Origin of the sequence: Frankia canadensis (genome assembly GCF_900197875.1) — a bacterium.
GTDB classification, from domain to species: domain Bacteria; phylum Actinomycetota; class Actinomycetes; order Frankiales; family Frankiaceae; genus Frankia; species Frankia canadensis.
The window spans coordinates 1-15,737 of record NZ_FZMO01000544.1; the positions used below are offsets into that span (position 1 = coordinate 1).

At 72.0% G+C, this 15,737-nt stretch carries 12 protein-coding genes and 1 pseudogene; 5 read left to right on the forward strand and 8 right to left on the reverse strand.

Translation table 11 applies throughout. From position 1 onward, the window contains the following. The 4 genes and pseudogenes from C1A33_RS30550 to C1A33_RS30565 all read right to left on the reverse strand — a co-directional run. A pseudogene (locus C1A33_RS30550) lies at positions 1–270 on the reverse strand (hypothetical protein); the annotation flags it as partial. A 596-nt stretch (positions 271–866) separates the two neighbouring features. After that, the gene (locus C1A33_RS30555; RefSeq protein ID WP_101835685.1) at positions 867–1,196 is read right to left on the reverse strand and encodes a hypothetical protein; all 330 of its coding nucleotides are present in this window, start codon (positions 1,194–1,196) and stop codon (positions 867–869) included. A gap of 65 nt (positions 1,197–1,261) precedes the next feature. Further along, positions 1,262–1,501, reverse strand: coding sequence for a hypothetical protein (locus C1A33_RS30560; protein ID WP_243408095.1), 240 nt, complete (start codon positions 1,499–1,501; stop codon positions 1,262–1,264). Positions 1,502–1,623: 122 nt separating this feature from the next. Continuing rightward, the gene (locus tag C1A33_RS30565) at positions 1,624–2,064 is read right to left on the reverse strand and encodes a hypothetical protein (RefSeq protein WP_133150883.1); all 441 of its coding nucleotides are present in this window, start codon (positions 2,062–2,064) and stop codon (positions 1,624–1,626) included. 386 nt (positions 2,065–2,450) lie between these two features. Here C1A33_RS30565 and C1A33_RS30570 point away from each other — a divergent pair, with 386 nt between their 5' ends. Further along, positions 2,451–3,908, forward strand: a complete 1,458-nt coding sequence (locus tag C1A33_RS30570) for an NsdA family TPR-like regulatory protein (RefSeq protein ID WP_101835690.1) — start codon at positions 2,451–2,453, stop codon at positions 3,906–3,908. Positions 3,909–5,148: 1,240 nt separating this feature from the next. Here the strand turns inward: C1A33_RS30570 and C1A33_RS30575 are convergent. From C1A33_RS30575 to C1A33_RS30590, 4 genes are all read right to left on the reverse strand, one after another. Continuing rightward, entirely contained in the window at positions 5,149–7,005 is a 1,857-nt protein-coding gene (locus C1A33_RS30575) for a TIR domain-containing protein (RefSeq protein ID WP_101835692.1), read from the reverse strand. An 87-nt stretch (positions 7,006–7,092) separates the two neighbouring features. Further along, positions 7,093–7,998: an SDR family NAD(P)-dependent oxidoreductase gene (locus C1A33_RS30580; protein WP_243408099.1), complete on the reverse strand. Its 906-nt coding sequence runs from the start codon at positions 7,996–7,998 to the stop codon at positions 7,093–7,095. A 58-nt stretch (positions 7,999–8,056) separates the two neighbouring features. Further along, the gene (locus tag C1A33_RS30585; protein WP_101835696.1) at positions 8,057–8,974 is read right to left on the reverse strand and encodes an amidohydrolase family protein; all 918 of its coding nucleotides are present in this window, start codon (positions 8,972–8,974) and stop codon (positions 8,057–8,059) included. Between the two features lie 725 nt (positions 8,975–9,699). After that, positions 9,700–10,944: a serine hydrolase domain-containing protein gene (locus tag C1A33_RS30590; RefSeq protein WP_165818655.1), complete on the reverse strand. Its 1,245-nt coding sequence runs from the start codon at positions 10,942–10,944 to the stop codon at positions 9,700–9,702. A gap of 263 nt (positions 10,945–11,207) precedes the next feature. On the opposite strand from C1A33_RS30590, the gene panC reads away from it, so the two are divergent. From panC to C1A33_RS30610, 4 genes are read left to right on the forward strand one after another with little or no spacing between them, the layout of a single operon-like run. Continuing rightward, the gene (panC, locus tag C1A33_RS30595; RefSeq protein ID WP_101835700.1) at positions 11,208–12,149 is read left to right on the forward strand and encodes a pantoate--beta-alanine ligase; all 942 of its coding nucleotides are present in this window, start codon (positions 11,208–11,210) and stop codon (positions 12,147–12,149) included. Beyond that, positions 12,146–13,558, forward strand: a complete 1,413-nt coding sequence (locus C1A33_RS30600) for an aldehyde dehydrogenase family protein (protein WP_101835702.1) — start codon at positions 12,146–12,148, stop codon at positions 13,556–13,558. Before panC ends, C1A33_RS30600 begins: the two co-directional genes overlap by 4 nt. Then, complete coding sequence (locus C1A33_RS30605) at positions 13,555–14,388, forward strand: hypothetical protein (RefSeq protein WP_101835703.1); 834 nt, start codon at positions 13,555–13,557, stop codon at positions 14,386–14,388. The genes C1A33_RS30600 and C1A33_RS30605 overlap by 4 nt, the downstream gene beginning before the upstream one ends. Positions 14,389–14,392: 4 nt before the next feature. Continuing rightward, positions 14,393–15,694: an MFS transporter gene (locus C1A33_RS30610; protein WP_101835705.1), complete on the forward strand. Its 1,302-nt coding sequence runs from the start codon at positions 14,393–14,395 to the stop codon at positions 15,692–15,694. Positions 15,695–15,737: the final 43 nt, after the last annotated feature.

Sequence of the window (15,737 nt, forward strand, 5' to 3'; positions counted from 1 at the left end):
GGGCCGGACACGGTGCCCGCCCACCCCCACCGCGGCGGGCACCGTGTCCGGCCCGGTGGACGAGCCCGGCACCGCGGACGAGCCCGGCACCGCGGAACCTTCGGTACTCGTCACGGCGACCGGCAGCCCCGCAGGCGCACAGCCGCCCGCGTCGACGGGCGCGGGGTCGGGTGGCGTCTCGTCGGGTTCGTCGTCGAAGGGAAGGAACCGTTCACCGGCCATCCCCGACCCGCCGGGGGCACCGGTCGTCGGGCGACGTCGTGTGCGCATCAGGCCCACACCGCGTCCGGGATCGGTGAGCCCGTCAGCGGCGGGTTCGGGTGTTCGGCGACAGCCGTGACGCGGCATGGAAAGCCCCCAGGGTCAGAGGGGAGAACCGGGAAACCGGAATGTTTCCCGCCCCATCTACCCTGACGCCAATTTCCTTTCTCGTAAAGCGACTGGAGCCGTTGATTTCACGGGTTTGACGCGGAGTGGAGACGGACTGGAATCGGAGCCGAGCCGGGGTATTCCACCCGGAGTAGACCCGGAGTACAGCCGGAGTACAGCCGGAGTACAGCCGGAGTACAGCCGGAGTACAGCCGTAGTGCACCGGGAGCCGAATCGGATTCGGGTGGAGTCGGAGCAGAGCCGGAGTCCACTCGGAGCCGACCTTGCACCGGGGGGTGCGGCCCGGACGCAGCGAGGCCCCGGACCGCAGCCGGGGGGTGCGCTGCGGTCCGGGGCCTGTGACGGTGGCCGGAGCGGATCGGCCACCGTGGGGAGACACACCCCGCCCTGTGTGGCCAGGGGAAGGGCCGGGGTGTGTCTCCCGGGGATGCGGCGGGAAGGCGTGGTCCTGTCCCGCCGCGTGCATCAGATCGCCGTCACCGCCCCGACGGTGGTTCCTGCTCGTCCACCGGGCGGAACCGTGCCGCCTGCCTGGTGAACGAGGCGACGTCGACGGTCAGGCCGGGAAGCTCCAACCGGGCCGTGGCCAAGGCCGCGTGCAACGACGGGTCGTGCAGCGCGTGGGCCATCACGTATACCGCCGGGTCGGTCATCGGATGCGCCCGGTTCACCGCCGCCGCCCCCGCCAACAGGCCGAGCGTGCGGGCCACCACGTCGCCGATCACCTCCCGGTCGACGTCGGGCATGTCCGTGGCGATGCGCGCGGCCAGCACCAGGCGCAGCCGGTCCACGAACGACGCCGCCACCTCCCCGGGACCGACGCCGCGCCGTCGCCGTGACGCCCCGCTACCTGGATCGGACCGTCGCCGGCTCACCGGACCCGGTCCCCGTCTGCCACGGGCAGGCACAGCAACGGTGCCACCACCCATCGCCCCCGGCAGTGCTCTTCGGCGTGGGCGTGCGCCGCCGTCGCCGACGTGAACGGGCCGATCATGCCCGTCACCGTCCGGGCGGCATCGACCATCGCGATACCCCACACCATCGACCCCACCGGCACACCACCAGCCGGAGCGCCGGCCTTGACCCGCGCCGCCAGCCCGCCCGCAGCCACCGACGCACACCGCGTCCGCGACACCGTCACCGCCATCACATGACCTGCCTTTCGCACGGTCAGGGGCCTGCCCGCCCACCCGTGGCGCTCACCGAACGGCAGGCGGCCAGGCCGATCAGGGGTCAGGCCGCCGCCTGCTCCACCGGGCTCTTGCGCATCTCGCCCGCCAGCAGCGCCGCCACGGCCCCGTGTACCTCGGAGATGCGCCGGACCTGGTCGGTGTCGAGGTCGCGCAGGCCGTTCACCCGGTGGCGCACCCAGGTGCGACCCAGGTCCAACGCCTGGTACGACCAGCCGACCAGCAGCTTGTCGACCACGTCCAGCTCCGCCGTACCCGGCAGCTTCTCCGCGAACATCACCCGGTGAATCCGCGCCACCGAACCCGCCATCCGCGCCATCAATAGATCCGCGTCCGCCGTGTACACCGTGCACGAGTCCACCAGCCCCGGCATCTGCTCCGGACGCAGCCCCACCCGAGGCGCGGCGTGCAACTCCCGAGCGAACAACTGACCCGACGGCACCAGCCCGAACGCCGCCGCCGACAACCGATCCACCATCACCATCACTCCGATCCACAGAAAGTAGGGGGCTGCCCTACCCGCGGGTTTCTTCGCAGGGGGAACCGCGCGTCATCCGGGCTCTGGAGCGCACCGGGCGCGCCTGCGGGCCCGCGGGTAGGACAGGACCTCGGCCCCGAGCGTCCGCCCCAGGGCCACACGGCAAGCGTGACCCGAAAATCCCCGTTCGGCCACGGCCCTGTCACGGACCGTAAACGCAGTGGGGGTCGTGACCTAACACTTTCCGCACCCGCCCGTGACCCTCTTCGCCAGGGAGGGTCAGGAAAGAGTCAGGGCCTTTCCGCCCGCGGACCACTCCCGATCCCTCGGAAACCTGTCACCGGCTCGTTACGCTTTCCCCAACCCCTTGTGCGCCCACCAGCGGAGAAGCGATGCCCACCACCGTGCGGTCCCGATCCACCACCGCCGAACAGGAACGCGCCGCCACACTGCGCGCACGCCACCCCGGATGGGACCCGCAGCGCCTGCGCGACGCCCGCGACGCTCTCGGCTGGAGCCGCGCCACCCTCACCCGCAAAATCCGCACCATCCGCAGCATCGACGTGCCGTTCACCCCGCCGATCGCGAACGAACAGACCATCCGCCGCCACGAACGCGGATGGGCCTTCCCCGGCGAGGACTGGCAAGCCGCCTACACCCACACCATGGGCCTCAACCGCGTTGACCTGGGCTTCTGCACCCGTGAGGCCAACGGTGCCGTGACCATCACACACCGTGACTTGCTCTCCGGTCCGCCAGCCACAGACGATGAGTGGGTCCGCAAGCTCTGGGCCACCCACGGACTGAGCGACGCGTGGGAGGAGGTGACGAGCATCGATCGCCGCGAGTTCACCGCTCTTACGGGCCTCACGCTCCTCGACGCGGCCCGGGAATGGCTCGTGGCCGACCCCGCCCGCATCGCCGCCACCCTGTCCGGACGCCGCGCCGACGCCGCCGTCATCGCCGACCTCACCACCACCATGGACGCCCTACGCCGCCTGGACGACAAACTCGGCGGACAGGCTGTCAACGGCATGATCCTCGAACAGCTCCGGCTTGTCGTCCGCGTCCTACGCAACGCCAGCTACACCCAATCCGACGGCCAGGCCCTCCACGGCATCGCCGCCGAACTCGCCCGCATGGCCGGATGGACCGCCCAGGACAGCGGCGACCACACCACCGCCCAACGCCTCTACCTCACCGGGCTACGCGCCGCGCACGATGCCGACAACCCCGGCATCGCTGCCAACATTCTCCGGTGCATGGCCGCGCAAGCCTGCGACCTCGACGACGCCCCCACCGCCGTCGAACTCCTACGCTCCGCACGCGCCGGAACACGCGGCCGACTCACCCCGACCGAGAACGCCGTCATCGCCGGACAACTCGCCGTCGCCCACGGACAGGCCGGCAACCGCGACGCCACCCGAGCCGCCGCTGACGAAGCCCACACCTACATCGACCACGCCCGCCCCGACGGAGCACCGCCCTACGTCTACTGGGCATCCGCCCACACCATCGCCTACTACACCGGAACCGCGATGATCTCCGCCGGCAGCCCCGACGCCGCCGTCTCCTACCTGCAACCCGCCACCGACAACATCGCCCACGACATGCCCCGCGACCTCGTCTTCTTCCGCTCCAAGCTCGCCGTCGCCCACGCCCGAGCCGGCGCGCCCGAAACCGCGCTCACCATCGCGCACCAGACCATCGACGACGCCGCGCCCTTCAGCTCGGCCCGCACCCACGACTACATCGCCGAAGCCTGCCGAGAGATCCGCGCCACCCGCCACCCCGGAGCCGACGACCTCACCGAACACGCCCGCACGATCATCGGCGCTCCAAGCCCCTGACGAGGGCAAAGTGCTGTCGCAGACTTTCTGTACCTGTTCAAGGGCGGCCCTTCGGGCCGCCGGTGGGCGGTGCCGCACGCGCCGCGCCGCCACACGCGCCACGCCCGCGGACCTCGCCGCACACGGCGGGGCCCCGGCCTCCCGTTGGTCGGCCACCCCGCCGGAGCGTCGGCCCCGCGGGAGTGTCGGGAGTGTCGACGCGTCGGAGCGTCACAGCCCACCCAGCGCCAGGAACATCCGGGAAACCGAGCGCACCGCGACAGCGGATCCAGCGGGTTGGACACCGGTCACAGCCCGAAAAGTCGCATTGGTCGCTGCCAGTAGGTTTCCCCCTTTCCCGCTGGCGCAGAATCGTTTAACGGACCGGCGGCCACGTCAAGGGCGCTACGCGTCGCTACGCGATCATCCTTCGGATGACCCTTGACCCACCCACCACTCCGCTAAAGCCAAGCGCCGTCGGGAAAGGACGAAAAAATGGAGGGGCCGACAAGACCCGAGGCTCTCTCCTTGCGTTCGGCGCCCCCGAACCAGCCGGACCGCCCCTGCCGACTCGAGTTCCGGGCCGTCCGCGCCGCCGAACCAGCCGGACCGCTCCCGCCGACTCGAGTTCCGGGCCGTCCGCGCCCCCGAAGCCCGCGCACGGGTATCCTTGCAGCTCAGAGCAGTGCCGACGCAGGCCGCGCCGCCCATACGACGAGCACGGCCAATCGTTTCGTTCCATAGTTTCGTTGCAGGGGTTTCGTTAATGCTGCGACGAAACGGAACTGTCGAGACGTTACCGTCGTTGATCAACCTCGAGTTTGCCCCCGCTTCCGAGCCGTCCGACCGCATGAGCGCGCCGCGCCCAGCGAGGACCGCCCCTCCACTCGAGCGACCGCGCCGCAGAGCGCGAACTCACCCCGGCAGGCGACATCACGGACGACCGCGGACACCTCGGCAAGACGGCCGCCGGACCCTCGCGCCAGGAGGTGCCGCGCGTGACTCGGCCGCCAGCCACTCACCGAGCACAGGGACCGGTCACGACACGCCCCGCCAGCCTGGCGGCACCCACGCGCACCGCACCCAACGCCAACCGCAGCTCCCGGCCCAGCCGACCCGAAGCCCCGCCCCACACGAGAAGGGCCACCGACGCCAGGTGCGTCCGACGCTTCGCCCACACCCCGCCGCCGACCACCGGTATCGCGGATGTGGCGTGCCTCACCCGGTGTCGAGAAACCGCAGGTAGAAGGGATGTAGATCTTTAGGGGGAATAGGCAACTTCGCGAATCCTGTGCTTGGCAGCGAGGCCGGACAGGTCCTCGATGCTGGCCAGGAACGTCATCCGCCGGTCGGCCCGCTGGCCGGCGAGCTCGTCCAGACGGCCGGGCTCGTCCAGACTGCCGGGGTCGTCGGTGCCGTGCGCGGGTGCCGTGGCGGTGAGCTCGGCGCGGTAGCGCCGGGCGAGGAACTGGTGGACCTGGTCGCGGGTGAAGGATTCCAGGCGGGCCAGACGGTTACCGGTGATCATCTCGACGCGGGTGCCGAGGGCGGTGCGGACGTCCTGGTCGGTCAGGAAATGCTGGGTGCGGCTGGTCACGACGACCTTGGCGTTGCCCTCGGCGGCCGCGAGCAGGGTGGTCAGGTGCTCGGCGGCGCGGGCGTAGCTGACGCGGACGGCCAGCTCGTCGTAGCCGTCGAACAGCAGCGCGATCCGGCCCTCCCGCAGCAGGTAGCGGAAGGCGTTGCGTTCGAAGCGCACGTCACTCGCGTCGGCCAGATGGGAGGCGATGAGCTGGTCGAGGCTGAGGGACTTGTCGAGGTCCCGCAGCTCGACGAGCATCGGCGTCAGATGTGGCAGGCGGTCGGGCAGTAGCCGGGCGAGCTGATGGAGCAGGAAGGTCTTGCCGCGGCCCGGGTCGCCGAGCAGCAGGGTGAAGCGCGGCCCGTCGGTGCTCAGCCAGTCGACCACCTCGTCGAGGGCGTTGTCGACGGTCGGCGACGACGAGCGGTCGATGCGGGTCAGCCGCTGGGGGATGTAGAGCGCGGGCGGGTAGAGCGGGTCGCGTTCCAGGCGTTCGGTCTGCCGGGCGACGTAGTCCCGGAAGTCCAGGATCCCCTGGTACTCGACCAGGCTGCGCAGCCCGACGAAGCGGCTGTTCGCATAGCGCAGGAGCGGCTCGTCGGCCGCCCTGTCGCCGAAGTACACGATGATGATCCGCAGCCCGGCCACCCCGCCCACCCCGGCCTGGTAGCTGCCCGCCGCCTGCGCCGCGATCCGGTCGACGACCTCCGCGCTGATCGGCTCCTCGCAGGCGACGACGACCCGCTCGGAGTCGAATCCCGCGTCGTCACGCTCCCGCACCCACAGATGCGCCGGCATCGATCCGTTCGCGCTGACCAGATGGACCTCGGCTCGCGGATGCCGCAGTCGGGTGATCTGATCGATCTTGCTCAGCGGCGTCTCCCGTCCCGGCCGGCCAGCCCGCTGATCGTCGACGTCGAGGCCGACAGGGGCGAAGTCCGCCCACCCCCGTCGGACGCGGGGGCCGGAGATGGACCGCGGTGGACCCGTCGTGATGGTCGGGGCGGGCTTGTCGTCCGTCAGGCCGGGGAAGGCGGGCTTGGTGGCGGGCTTGTCGCGGCCTCGGATCGCCGCGTTGATGCCGGCGAGCAGTCGCGAGGTCGCCTCGTGCTCGGTCAGGCCGACCAGGTCGATCGTCTGGAGTTCGCCAAGCAGGCCGTCGGGGTCGCAGTCGTCGATCCGAACCGGCAGGACCCGGCGGGCGGCGCTGTCCGGGTCCTGCCGCCAGATGGTCCGCCAGGCTGCCTGCGTGATGCTGGGCGATGTCCGGTCCAGGAAGGTCCGCGAGAGCAGCACGATGACACGGTCCGCCTGGCGCAGGCCGACCTGGATCCGCTCGACGATGTTGTCGCCGCTGACGGAGTCCCAATGCCTCACCCACACGCTGAACGTCTGGCCAGACCCGCCCGCGCCGTCAGCGGCCCCGGACCCCTCCAGGGTCCAGGAGATCCACTCCGCCCAGGTGAGACCGGTCTCGTCCTCGGCGTAGCAGATGAAGAAGTCGCGATGACCCGGCGTTTCCGACCGATCCCCCATGGTCGGCAGAGTGCCACATAGTGCGACCACTCGAGCTATTCGGGTGGATCTCGGAGATACGTGGTCGCGTGCGGTCCCGCGCGGGCGCTACTCGTCGTCGGACCAGAAGACCGAGGAGATGCCCTTGATCTCGCCGACGAGGCCGTGGATGCCCAGGGGCTGCTGGCGGGCGGCGAGGTCGGTGGCGAAGGCGGCCTGGACCTCCTCGGCCGTCCAGCCGTTCTCCCGGGTCGGGAACGGCAGCAGCACGCACGGATGCGACATCAGGGCGAGCTGCGAGCCCTCGATGCGGACGACCTGGCCGGTGACGTCGGCCGCGGCGTCGGAGAGCAGGAAGACGACGGCGGGGGTGTTCGCCTCGGCCTCCGGCTGGGTGCCGGGGTAGAGGGGGAGGCCGTGCGACACGAGGAAATCGGCGGTGATGTCGGACATCCGGGTGCGTCCCTGGGGGGAGACGGCGTTCACCCGGACGCCGGTTCCGGCGAGTTCCTGCGCCCAGGCGTAGACGGCGGACGCGGCGGCGCCCTTCGTCGCGCCGTAGGCGCCCATCATCGGGATGCCGGCGTGCGCGCCCGAGGTGATGTTGACGATCGAGCCGGAGCCCTGGGCCTTCATCCGCTTCGCGGCAGCGGACGCGCACAGGAACGTGCCCACGATGTTGGTCTCGACGAGCTCGCGCAGCTCGTCCTCGTCCTGCTCGTCGAGCAGGCCCATCCGGAAGACGCCGGCGTTGTTCACTAACCCGTCGATGCGGCCGAACTCCTGGACGCAGCGGTCGATGAGGCGGCCCGCGTCCTTCGAGACGCGGATGTCGGCCTGTTCGGTGACCGCGGTGCCGCCGGCGTCGACGATCGCCGCCGTGACCTCCTCGGCGACGTCGAGGTCGAGGTCGTTGACGACCACCGACGCGCCGTGGCGCGCGCAGTCCTCCGCATACGCGGCGCCGATCCCGCGACCGGCCCCGGTGATGACGACCGCCTTGCCGTCGAGCATGCCCACGCCTGACTCCCTTTCGGTGTTCCGTACTGGATGGATCGCGTCGCCGTGCTTCCTAGAACCGGTAGACGCGCTGGACGTTCGTTTCGAACAGGCCGCGCTGGACCTCGGCGCCGTACTGCTCGGTGATCGTGCGGTAGGTGCCGAGCAGGGCGTCGAAGTCGGTCCACAGCGAGTCGATCGGGAAGTTGCTCCCGACGACGCAGCGCTGCGGCCCGAACGTCTCGACGCAGGTCTCCAGCCACGGGCGCAGGTCGGAAGCCTCGATGCGGTGCAGCCACATCGCGAACCCGGAGAGCTTGAGCCAGACGTTGGGCCGGGCCGCGAGTTCCGCGAGCTCGGTGCGCCAGGTCTCGAACGTGCCCTCGCGGGTCAGCGGCCAGCCGGCATGCTCCAGCATGATCGTCAGGCCCTCATGGCGCGCCGCCACCCCGGCCAGCTCGCGGATGCCGCCACCGGCGTGGGCGACCGCGTCGTACACCCAGCCGTGCTCGTCGAGGGTGCCGACGAACGCGCGCCCGGCGTCGGAGTCGTAGTCGATGCCCTCGACCAGGCGGGCGCCGATGAACAGGTCGGACTCGGCGGCGTGCTGCTCGAGCTCGCGGCGGATGCCGTCGGCGCCCGCCGAACCGTCGACCTGGGCCACGAGGCGGCGGATCAGCCCCCGCTCGGCGGCGAGCTTCGCCAGCCACCGTGTCTCGTCGAGGTTGGCCGTCGGGACGGTCGTCGCGTGCACATGGACGACGGACGGGATGTCGTAGCGGGCGGTGTCGCCGAGGTAGTCGTCGGTCAGGTAGCTGCGCCTGAGCGCGCTCATGTCGCCCATGCCGAGCTCGTCGACGTCGAGCGTCTGGTCGACGTCGTCGGTGCGCTCGGTCGGCTCGAAGAAGGGGTACCAGCCGTTCGCCAGATCCCAGAGGTGAACGTGCGCGTCGATGAAGGTGAACCGGCCGGAGTCGTTCGGCGTGCTCATGAAGATCCCTCCCCTGCGTCCGTGCTCGTCCCTATTAAGGACGAACTATCCAAGGAGACGCCGCGGAGCGCAACGGTCGTGAGTGGCCGGCGTCACGCCGTGAACCGTCCCGCGGTCCGGTGGCGGACGAGGCTGACACGCGGTACCGGCTGAGCACACGCCTGGAACGGGCTGATCGACCGCGAGTCGAGCCGCGCGGGACGCGGGCGGGACGCGGGCGTGACGTGGCGCATAGAGGTACCTTTTCTGTCGCCGCGTTGCTGCCCCAGGGCCGCTGCCCGGACCGATGGCGGGCTCGGCGGTCACGTCAGGTGACGGGTACGGCCGGGTGGCCCGAGGGCGCGGCGGGGCCGTCGAGTGCGGCGGTGAGGCCGCGAGCGGAGCCGCGATCTTCTCGGCGCCTCGGCCCCGCATGTCCCGGCCCGCGACCTCATCGTCGGCGACGGTCGCCGGGAGCGGACGTGATCAGTGGCGGCGTCGGCCGTTCCCCGGAGCCGCATGTCGGGCTCACTTCCCACGCGCGGGAGGCTCACTTCCCACGCGGCGGGGGCGCACTTCCCATGCGGGGGAAGAGCCCGCGGGGGACAGTGGCACCGTGTCGCGAACTCGGGGTCCGCTGTCCGCTTTGCCCCGGATTATGCGACACGGACCGCCGTGACATTGCCAGAACGCTGCCACAACCGGCGGCCCGACGACACCATGAAGATCACAATTCGAGGCGCGAGCTAGTCGATGACGGCCTGGTAGACGGCGTTCTTGAAGACGCGCTGGTAGTGCCGGGCCCGCCAGTACCGCTGGGTCAGGAACAGGCCGATCATGTCCTCGGCTGGGTCGACGAAGAAGCTCGTCGAGCCGCGCCCGATCCACCAGTAGTCGCCGGGGGAGCCGAGCACGTCCGACGACGGACCCAAAGCCCGGCGCACCGCCACGCCCAGGCCGAACGTGTAGCCGGCGCGGGGCATGTAGTCGGGCCCCGAGCCGTACAGCGGGCCGAGCTGGTCGGACGTCATCAGCTCGACCGACTTGCGGCTGAGTACCCGACGGCCGTCCAGGGCGCCCATGCCCAGCAGCATCCGGGTGAACCGCAGGTAGTCGCGCGCGGTCGAGAACGCCCCGCTGCCGCCGGAGAGGAAACCCGGTCGCGCGGTGAGGTCGCGCAGCACCGTGTGGGCGCCGAACGGCTCGGCGGGCTGGGCGATCCGGTGAGCCTGGTCCGGCGGGACGTGGAAGCCGGTGTCGGACATGCCCAGGGGCGTGAGCACACGCTCGGCGAGCAGCACGTCCAGCGGCTGGCCGCCGGCGACCTCCAGCAGTCGGCCGACGATGTCGCCGGACCGGCCGTACTCCCAGTGCGCGCCGGGCTGCATGGCCAGCGGCAGCTTGGCGAACGCGTCGACGAGGTCCTGGCTGGACGTGGTGTGGGCGGCCTCGGTGTGGTCGAACTCCCGGATGCCCGCCCGCTCGTACAACTTCAGCATCCACGGGGTGCCGTAGTAGCCGCCGACGATGCCGGAGGTGTGCCGCAGCAGGTCGAGGATGGTCATGTCCCGGTGCGCGTCGACGAGGCGGTAGTCGCCGTCCGGCGTGGCCTCGGCCACCGGCAGGCCGGCGAGGTCGGGCAGGAACCGTCCGACCGGATCGCCGAGGTCGAACAGGCCGTCCTCGAACAGGGACAGCGCGAGCACGCTCGTCATCGGCTTGGTCATCGAGTAGACGCGGAAGATCGCGTCGAGCGTCATCGGCGCGCGGGCGCCGGCGGGCGGTGGTGGTGTCGTGGGCAGGGTGCCGAGGGTGCCGGCCTGGGCGGTGAACGCGACCTGGCCGCGGCGGTACACCAGCGCGACCGCGCCGGGCAGCTCGCCGCCGTCCACCTGCGCCCGCAGCAGCCGGTCGATCCGGGCGAGTCGCTCGCTCGACAGCCCGACCTCCTCCGGTGCGGCGACGGTGCCCAGATCCGCGTCTCTGTCCACCGGCATCCTTTCCTCCGGCCGTACACGGCGAGTTCCTGTGGCCTGAGCACGGCGAGTTCGGCGACTTCCTGTGGCCTTGGGTGCGGCGAGTTCCTGTGGCCGGCGCATGGCGGAGGCCGTCGCCGCGCATGACGAGAATGCCCGCCGTCGACCTGGAACGGGCGTCGGCGCGGAAACCCTGATGGAGCGATAGGAGATGAGGGTTACACGGATCCCGGCCGTTGACACGCCCCAGGGATCCGGTTAAATCCTCACTGCGTGGAATGTGGAGCACGTCGAAGACGCCTGGCCGGCATGCCCGGCACGGCCGTGGAGGGGGCGCGTTGCTGAGGGTCCTGCGCACGATCGACGATGTACGTCAACAGACGCGGGAATGGCGGGACGCCGGTTCTTCCATTGGCTGTGTCATGACGATGGGCGCGCTTCACGGCGGCCATCTGAGCCTGGTCGACGCGGCCCGCAAGGAATGCGAAAAGGCTATTCTCACGTTGTTCGTCAATCCGATCCAGTTCGGCCCCGACGAGGACTTCGACCGTTATCCCCGGACCGAGGAGGCGGATTTCCGCGCGCTGGCCGAGCGGTCCTGTGACGCGGTCTTCGCCCCATCCACCCGGACCATCTTCCCGGCCGGCGAGCGGAGCCTCGGCGACGTCCGGACCAGGGTGGTCGTCCGCCGGCTGACGGAGGTGCTGTGCGGGCGCCACCGCCCGGGACACTTCGACGGGGTCACCACCGAGGTCCACCTGATGCTGCGCCTCGTCGACTGCGACCGCACCTACTGGGGCGAGAAGGACTACCAGCAGTACGCCGTCATCCGGGCGATGGCCGAGGACCTCGCGCTGCCGGTGGGGGTGGTGCCCTGTCCGACCGTGCGCGACTCCGACGGCCTGGCGCTCAGCAGCCGCAACACCTACCTCGACGCCGCCCAGCGGGCGATCGCCCCCACGCTGTACGCCGAGCTGCGCCGTGGCGCCCGCCGTATCGCCGAGGGCGGTGCCGCGATCGCGGGCCCGACCAAGACGGACATCGCCGCGCGGCTGCTGGCGAGCGGGTTCGACCGGGTCGAGTACGTCGAGGTGCACACCCGCGAGCTCGGCCCGGTCCGCGCGGACACCCCGGTCGCGGACCTGCGCGTCTTCGCCGCCGTCCGGCTCGGTGGCGCCCGTCTGATCGACAACGTCGCCGTCGCCGAGGTTGACCGATGAGCGTGACGATGGGGCTGTTCGCGGACGGGCGGTGGTCGCCTGGGGTGGGGACCGCGCAGGTGCGCAACCCGTACACCGGGGCGGTGGTGGGGACGGTGACGCGCGCGAGCCCGCAGCAGGCCCGCGACGCCGTGCGCGCGCTCGCCGCGGCCGGCCGCGGCGATCTCACCGCCCACGACCGGGCCACCATCCTCGCCGCGACGGCGGACCTGCTGTACCGCGAGCGTGACGACGTCGCCGTCCTCATCAGTCAGGAGTCCGGGCTCGCCGTCCGGGATGGCCACCGCGAGGTCACCCGCGCCGTCACGCAGCTACGGTTCTGCGCGCAGGAGGCTCTGCGCGTCCACGGCGAGGCGATCCGCACCGACGTCACCGAGGCGCGGGCCCGCCGCCTGGCCATCACGACGCGGGAGCCGGTCGGCGTCGTCTGCGCGGTGACCCCGTTCAACCGGCCGCTCAACCAGGTCGTCACCAAGGTCGCCCCGGCGCTCGCGGCGGGCAACCGGGTCGTCGTGAAGCCGTCGGAGAAGACGCCGCTGAGCGCGATCCGCCTGCTTGACACGCTGCTGCGCGCCGGCCTGCCGCCCGACCAGGCCGCGCTGGTGTGCGGCGAACCCGCCGAGATCGTCGACGCGCTGCTGGCGTCCGGGCACGTCGACATGCTGACGTTCACCGGCAGCAGCCGGGTCGGCAGGCTGCTCGCCGCGTCCGCCGGGATGATCCGGCAGACCTACGAGCTCGGCGACAGCGGCGCGCTGGTGGTGATGGCCGACGCGGACGTCCCCGCCGCAGTGGCGGCGGCCGCCGCGGGCGCCTTCGCGACGTCCGGCCAGTCCTGCCGGGGTGTCAAGCGCGTCATCGCGCACGCCGACGTGGCCGACGAGGTCGCCGAGCGGCTCGCCGAGGCCGCGTCGGCGCTGGTCGTCGGCGATCCGGCGGACCCGGCGACCGACGTCGGCACGCTGATCGACGCCGCCGCCGCCGACGTCGTCGAACGGCGGGTCATCGACGCGGTGGCCGCCGGCGCGCGGGTGCTGTGCGGGGCGAGACGCCACGGCGCCCAGTACTGGCCGACCGTCCTCGACCACGTGCCGCCCGACACCGACCTGGTGCGCCTCGAGACGTTCGGCCCGACGGCGCCGGTGGTCCGGGTGCGTGACTTCGCCGAGGCGGTGGCGGTCGTCAACGGCACCCGCTACGGCCTGCAGGCCGGCATCTTCACCCGCAGCCTCGACCTGGCCCGCCGGGCCGGCGAGCTGTTCGACGTCGGCGCGGTCGTCGTGAACGGCGGGCCGCAGTTCGAATCGCCCAACATCCCGTTCGGCGGGGTGAAGGACAGCGGCCTGGGCCGCGAGGGCGCCCGGTACGCCATCGAGGAGATGACGAGGCTAAGGACGTTGATCCTTTGAGTATCACCAACGCGAAGGCCGCCGCCTGGGACCGGCTGGGCGGCGACTACTGGAACCGCGGCTACGACGGCGGGCCCGGCCCGGCCGCGTGCGCGCAGTACCTCGACGGCGTCACCCCCGGCGCGCGGGTGCTGCTCGTCGGCGCCAGCACCGTCGCGCTCGCCCGCGCGGCCCTCGACGCCGGCGCGGAGCTGGTCGTCGCGGACTTCTCCCCGGTGCTGCTCGCCGCGCTCGACCGCCTGCTCCCGGGCCGCGCCCGCCACGTCCTGGCCGACGTCACCGACACCGGCACCGCGCTCGCCGGAGGGACCGTTCTCGCCGGAGGGACCGTTCTCGCCGGAGGGACCGTTCTCGACGGCGGGACCGGGTTCGACGGCGGCTTCGATCTCGTGCTGGCCGACCGGCTCGTCAACAGGTTCGTCCGCGCGGAACTGGTGCGCGCCCTGCGGACGCTGGCCGGTGCGGTGCGGGTCGGTGGGCGGGCCCGGCTGAGCTACCGGCTCGGGCTGTACGAGCGCGACCACGTGGTGCTCGCCGAGGCCGCCCGCCGCGGCGAGCTCGACGCCGTGTTCGACGAGGCGGCCTACGACGTCGACTACGCTCCCGCGGCGGCCTGGCTCGGCGCGGTGCTGTCGCGCCACGGCGACATCCCGACCGAGGCGCTGGTCGCCTTCTACGTCGGGCGGGGACGGGAGCACCGGCTGCGCCCCGGCGAGCTCGACGACCTGGTCGTCGAGGCGACGCCCGCCGGACGCCGTTTCGCCACGGCCCATCCGCGCGTCCCCGGCCAGCCCGACGACCATCTCCTAGAGCTGACCCGGCTGGCCTGACGCCATGACCACCGACCCCGGCATCCGGGACTTCCGCGTCCTGTGGTGCGGCGAGTCCGTCAGCCTGCTCGGCGACCGGGTCGCCACGTTCGCCGTGCCGACGCTCGCGATCCTCACCCTGCACGCCAGCACCGGCGAGGTCGGGCTGCTGACGATGGCCACCTACGTCGCGTACCCCGTCGCCGGGCTCGGCGCGGGACTGCTCGTGGACCGGTACACCCGGCGCCGGATGATGCTGCTGGCCGGCGTCGCGCGGCTCGGCCTCTACCTGAGCATCCCGCTCGCCCAGCACCACGGGATGCTGACGATCGAGCAGCTGCTGCTCGTCGTCGCGGTCAGCGGCTGTTTCACCATGGTGTACGACGTGGCGCTGCAGGGGTACCTGCCGCTGCTGCTGCCCGGCGCGCGGCTGCCCCGGGGCAACGCCGCGGTCGAGTTCTCCCGGACGACGTCGCAGGTCGTCGGGCCGGCACTCGGTGGGGCGCTGGCGGGCGCGTTCGGAGCGGTCGCCGCGGTGACGCTCAACGCGCTGTCTTTCGCCGGCTCGATCGCCGGCGTGTCGGCGCTGCGCACCCGCGAGCCGGCGGTACGGCCCCGCGCGTCGCGGGACACCGCGTCCGCCCGGCTGCGCGAGGGATTCGCGTTCGTCCTCGCGCACGACGTGCTGCGGCCGCTCACGCTCAGCGCCGCGGCGCGCAACCTCGGCATCACCATGACCAAGACGGCGATCTACCTGTACGCCTACCGCGCGCTGGGTCTGTCGGTCGGCGCCATGGGGCTGATCCTCGCCGTGGGGGCGGTGACGGCGGTGCTCGGCGCGTCGACGGCGGGGCTGGTGACACGCCGCCTCGGCTACGGGCGGACGCTGCTGTGTACGGCCGGCGAGGGATTCGTCTGGCTGCTGGTGCCGCTGGCCCTGCTCGGCCACCCGGCGCTCGTCCTCGGCGTGATCGTCGCGGCCGCCGCGCCCTGGCTGCCGATCTGGAACAGCCAGGTCGCGACCGCCCGCCAGGTGCTGGCGCCGCCGGAGCTGCAGAGCCGGGTGCTCGCGTCCATCCGCACGATCGCGTGGGGAACCCTGCCGCTGGGGTCCCTGCTCGGCGGTGGGCTCGCCGCCGTCCTCGTCGCCGCCCTCGGGGAACGGGCCGGGCTCGCCCTGACGATCGTCGCCGGCGGCCTCATCGCGACCTGCGCGCTGCGCCCGCTGCTCACCCCGGCGGTCCGCGACCTGCGCGACGTCCCCCTGGCGCCGCGACCGGTCGGCCAGCCGGTCGGCGGGCCCCAGATCGCGGGAGCCCGACCGTGAGCCGCTGAGCCCGAGTCCCCGCACTCCGACCCCGAGTGTCCCC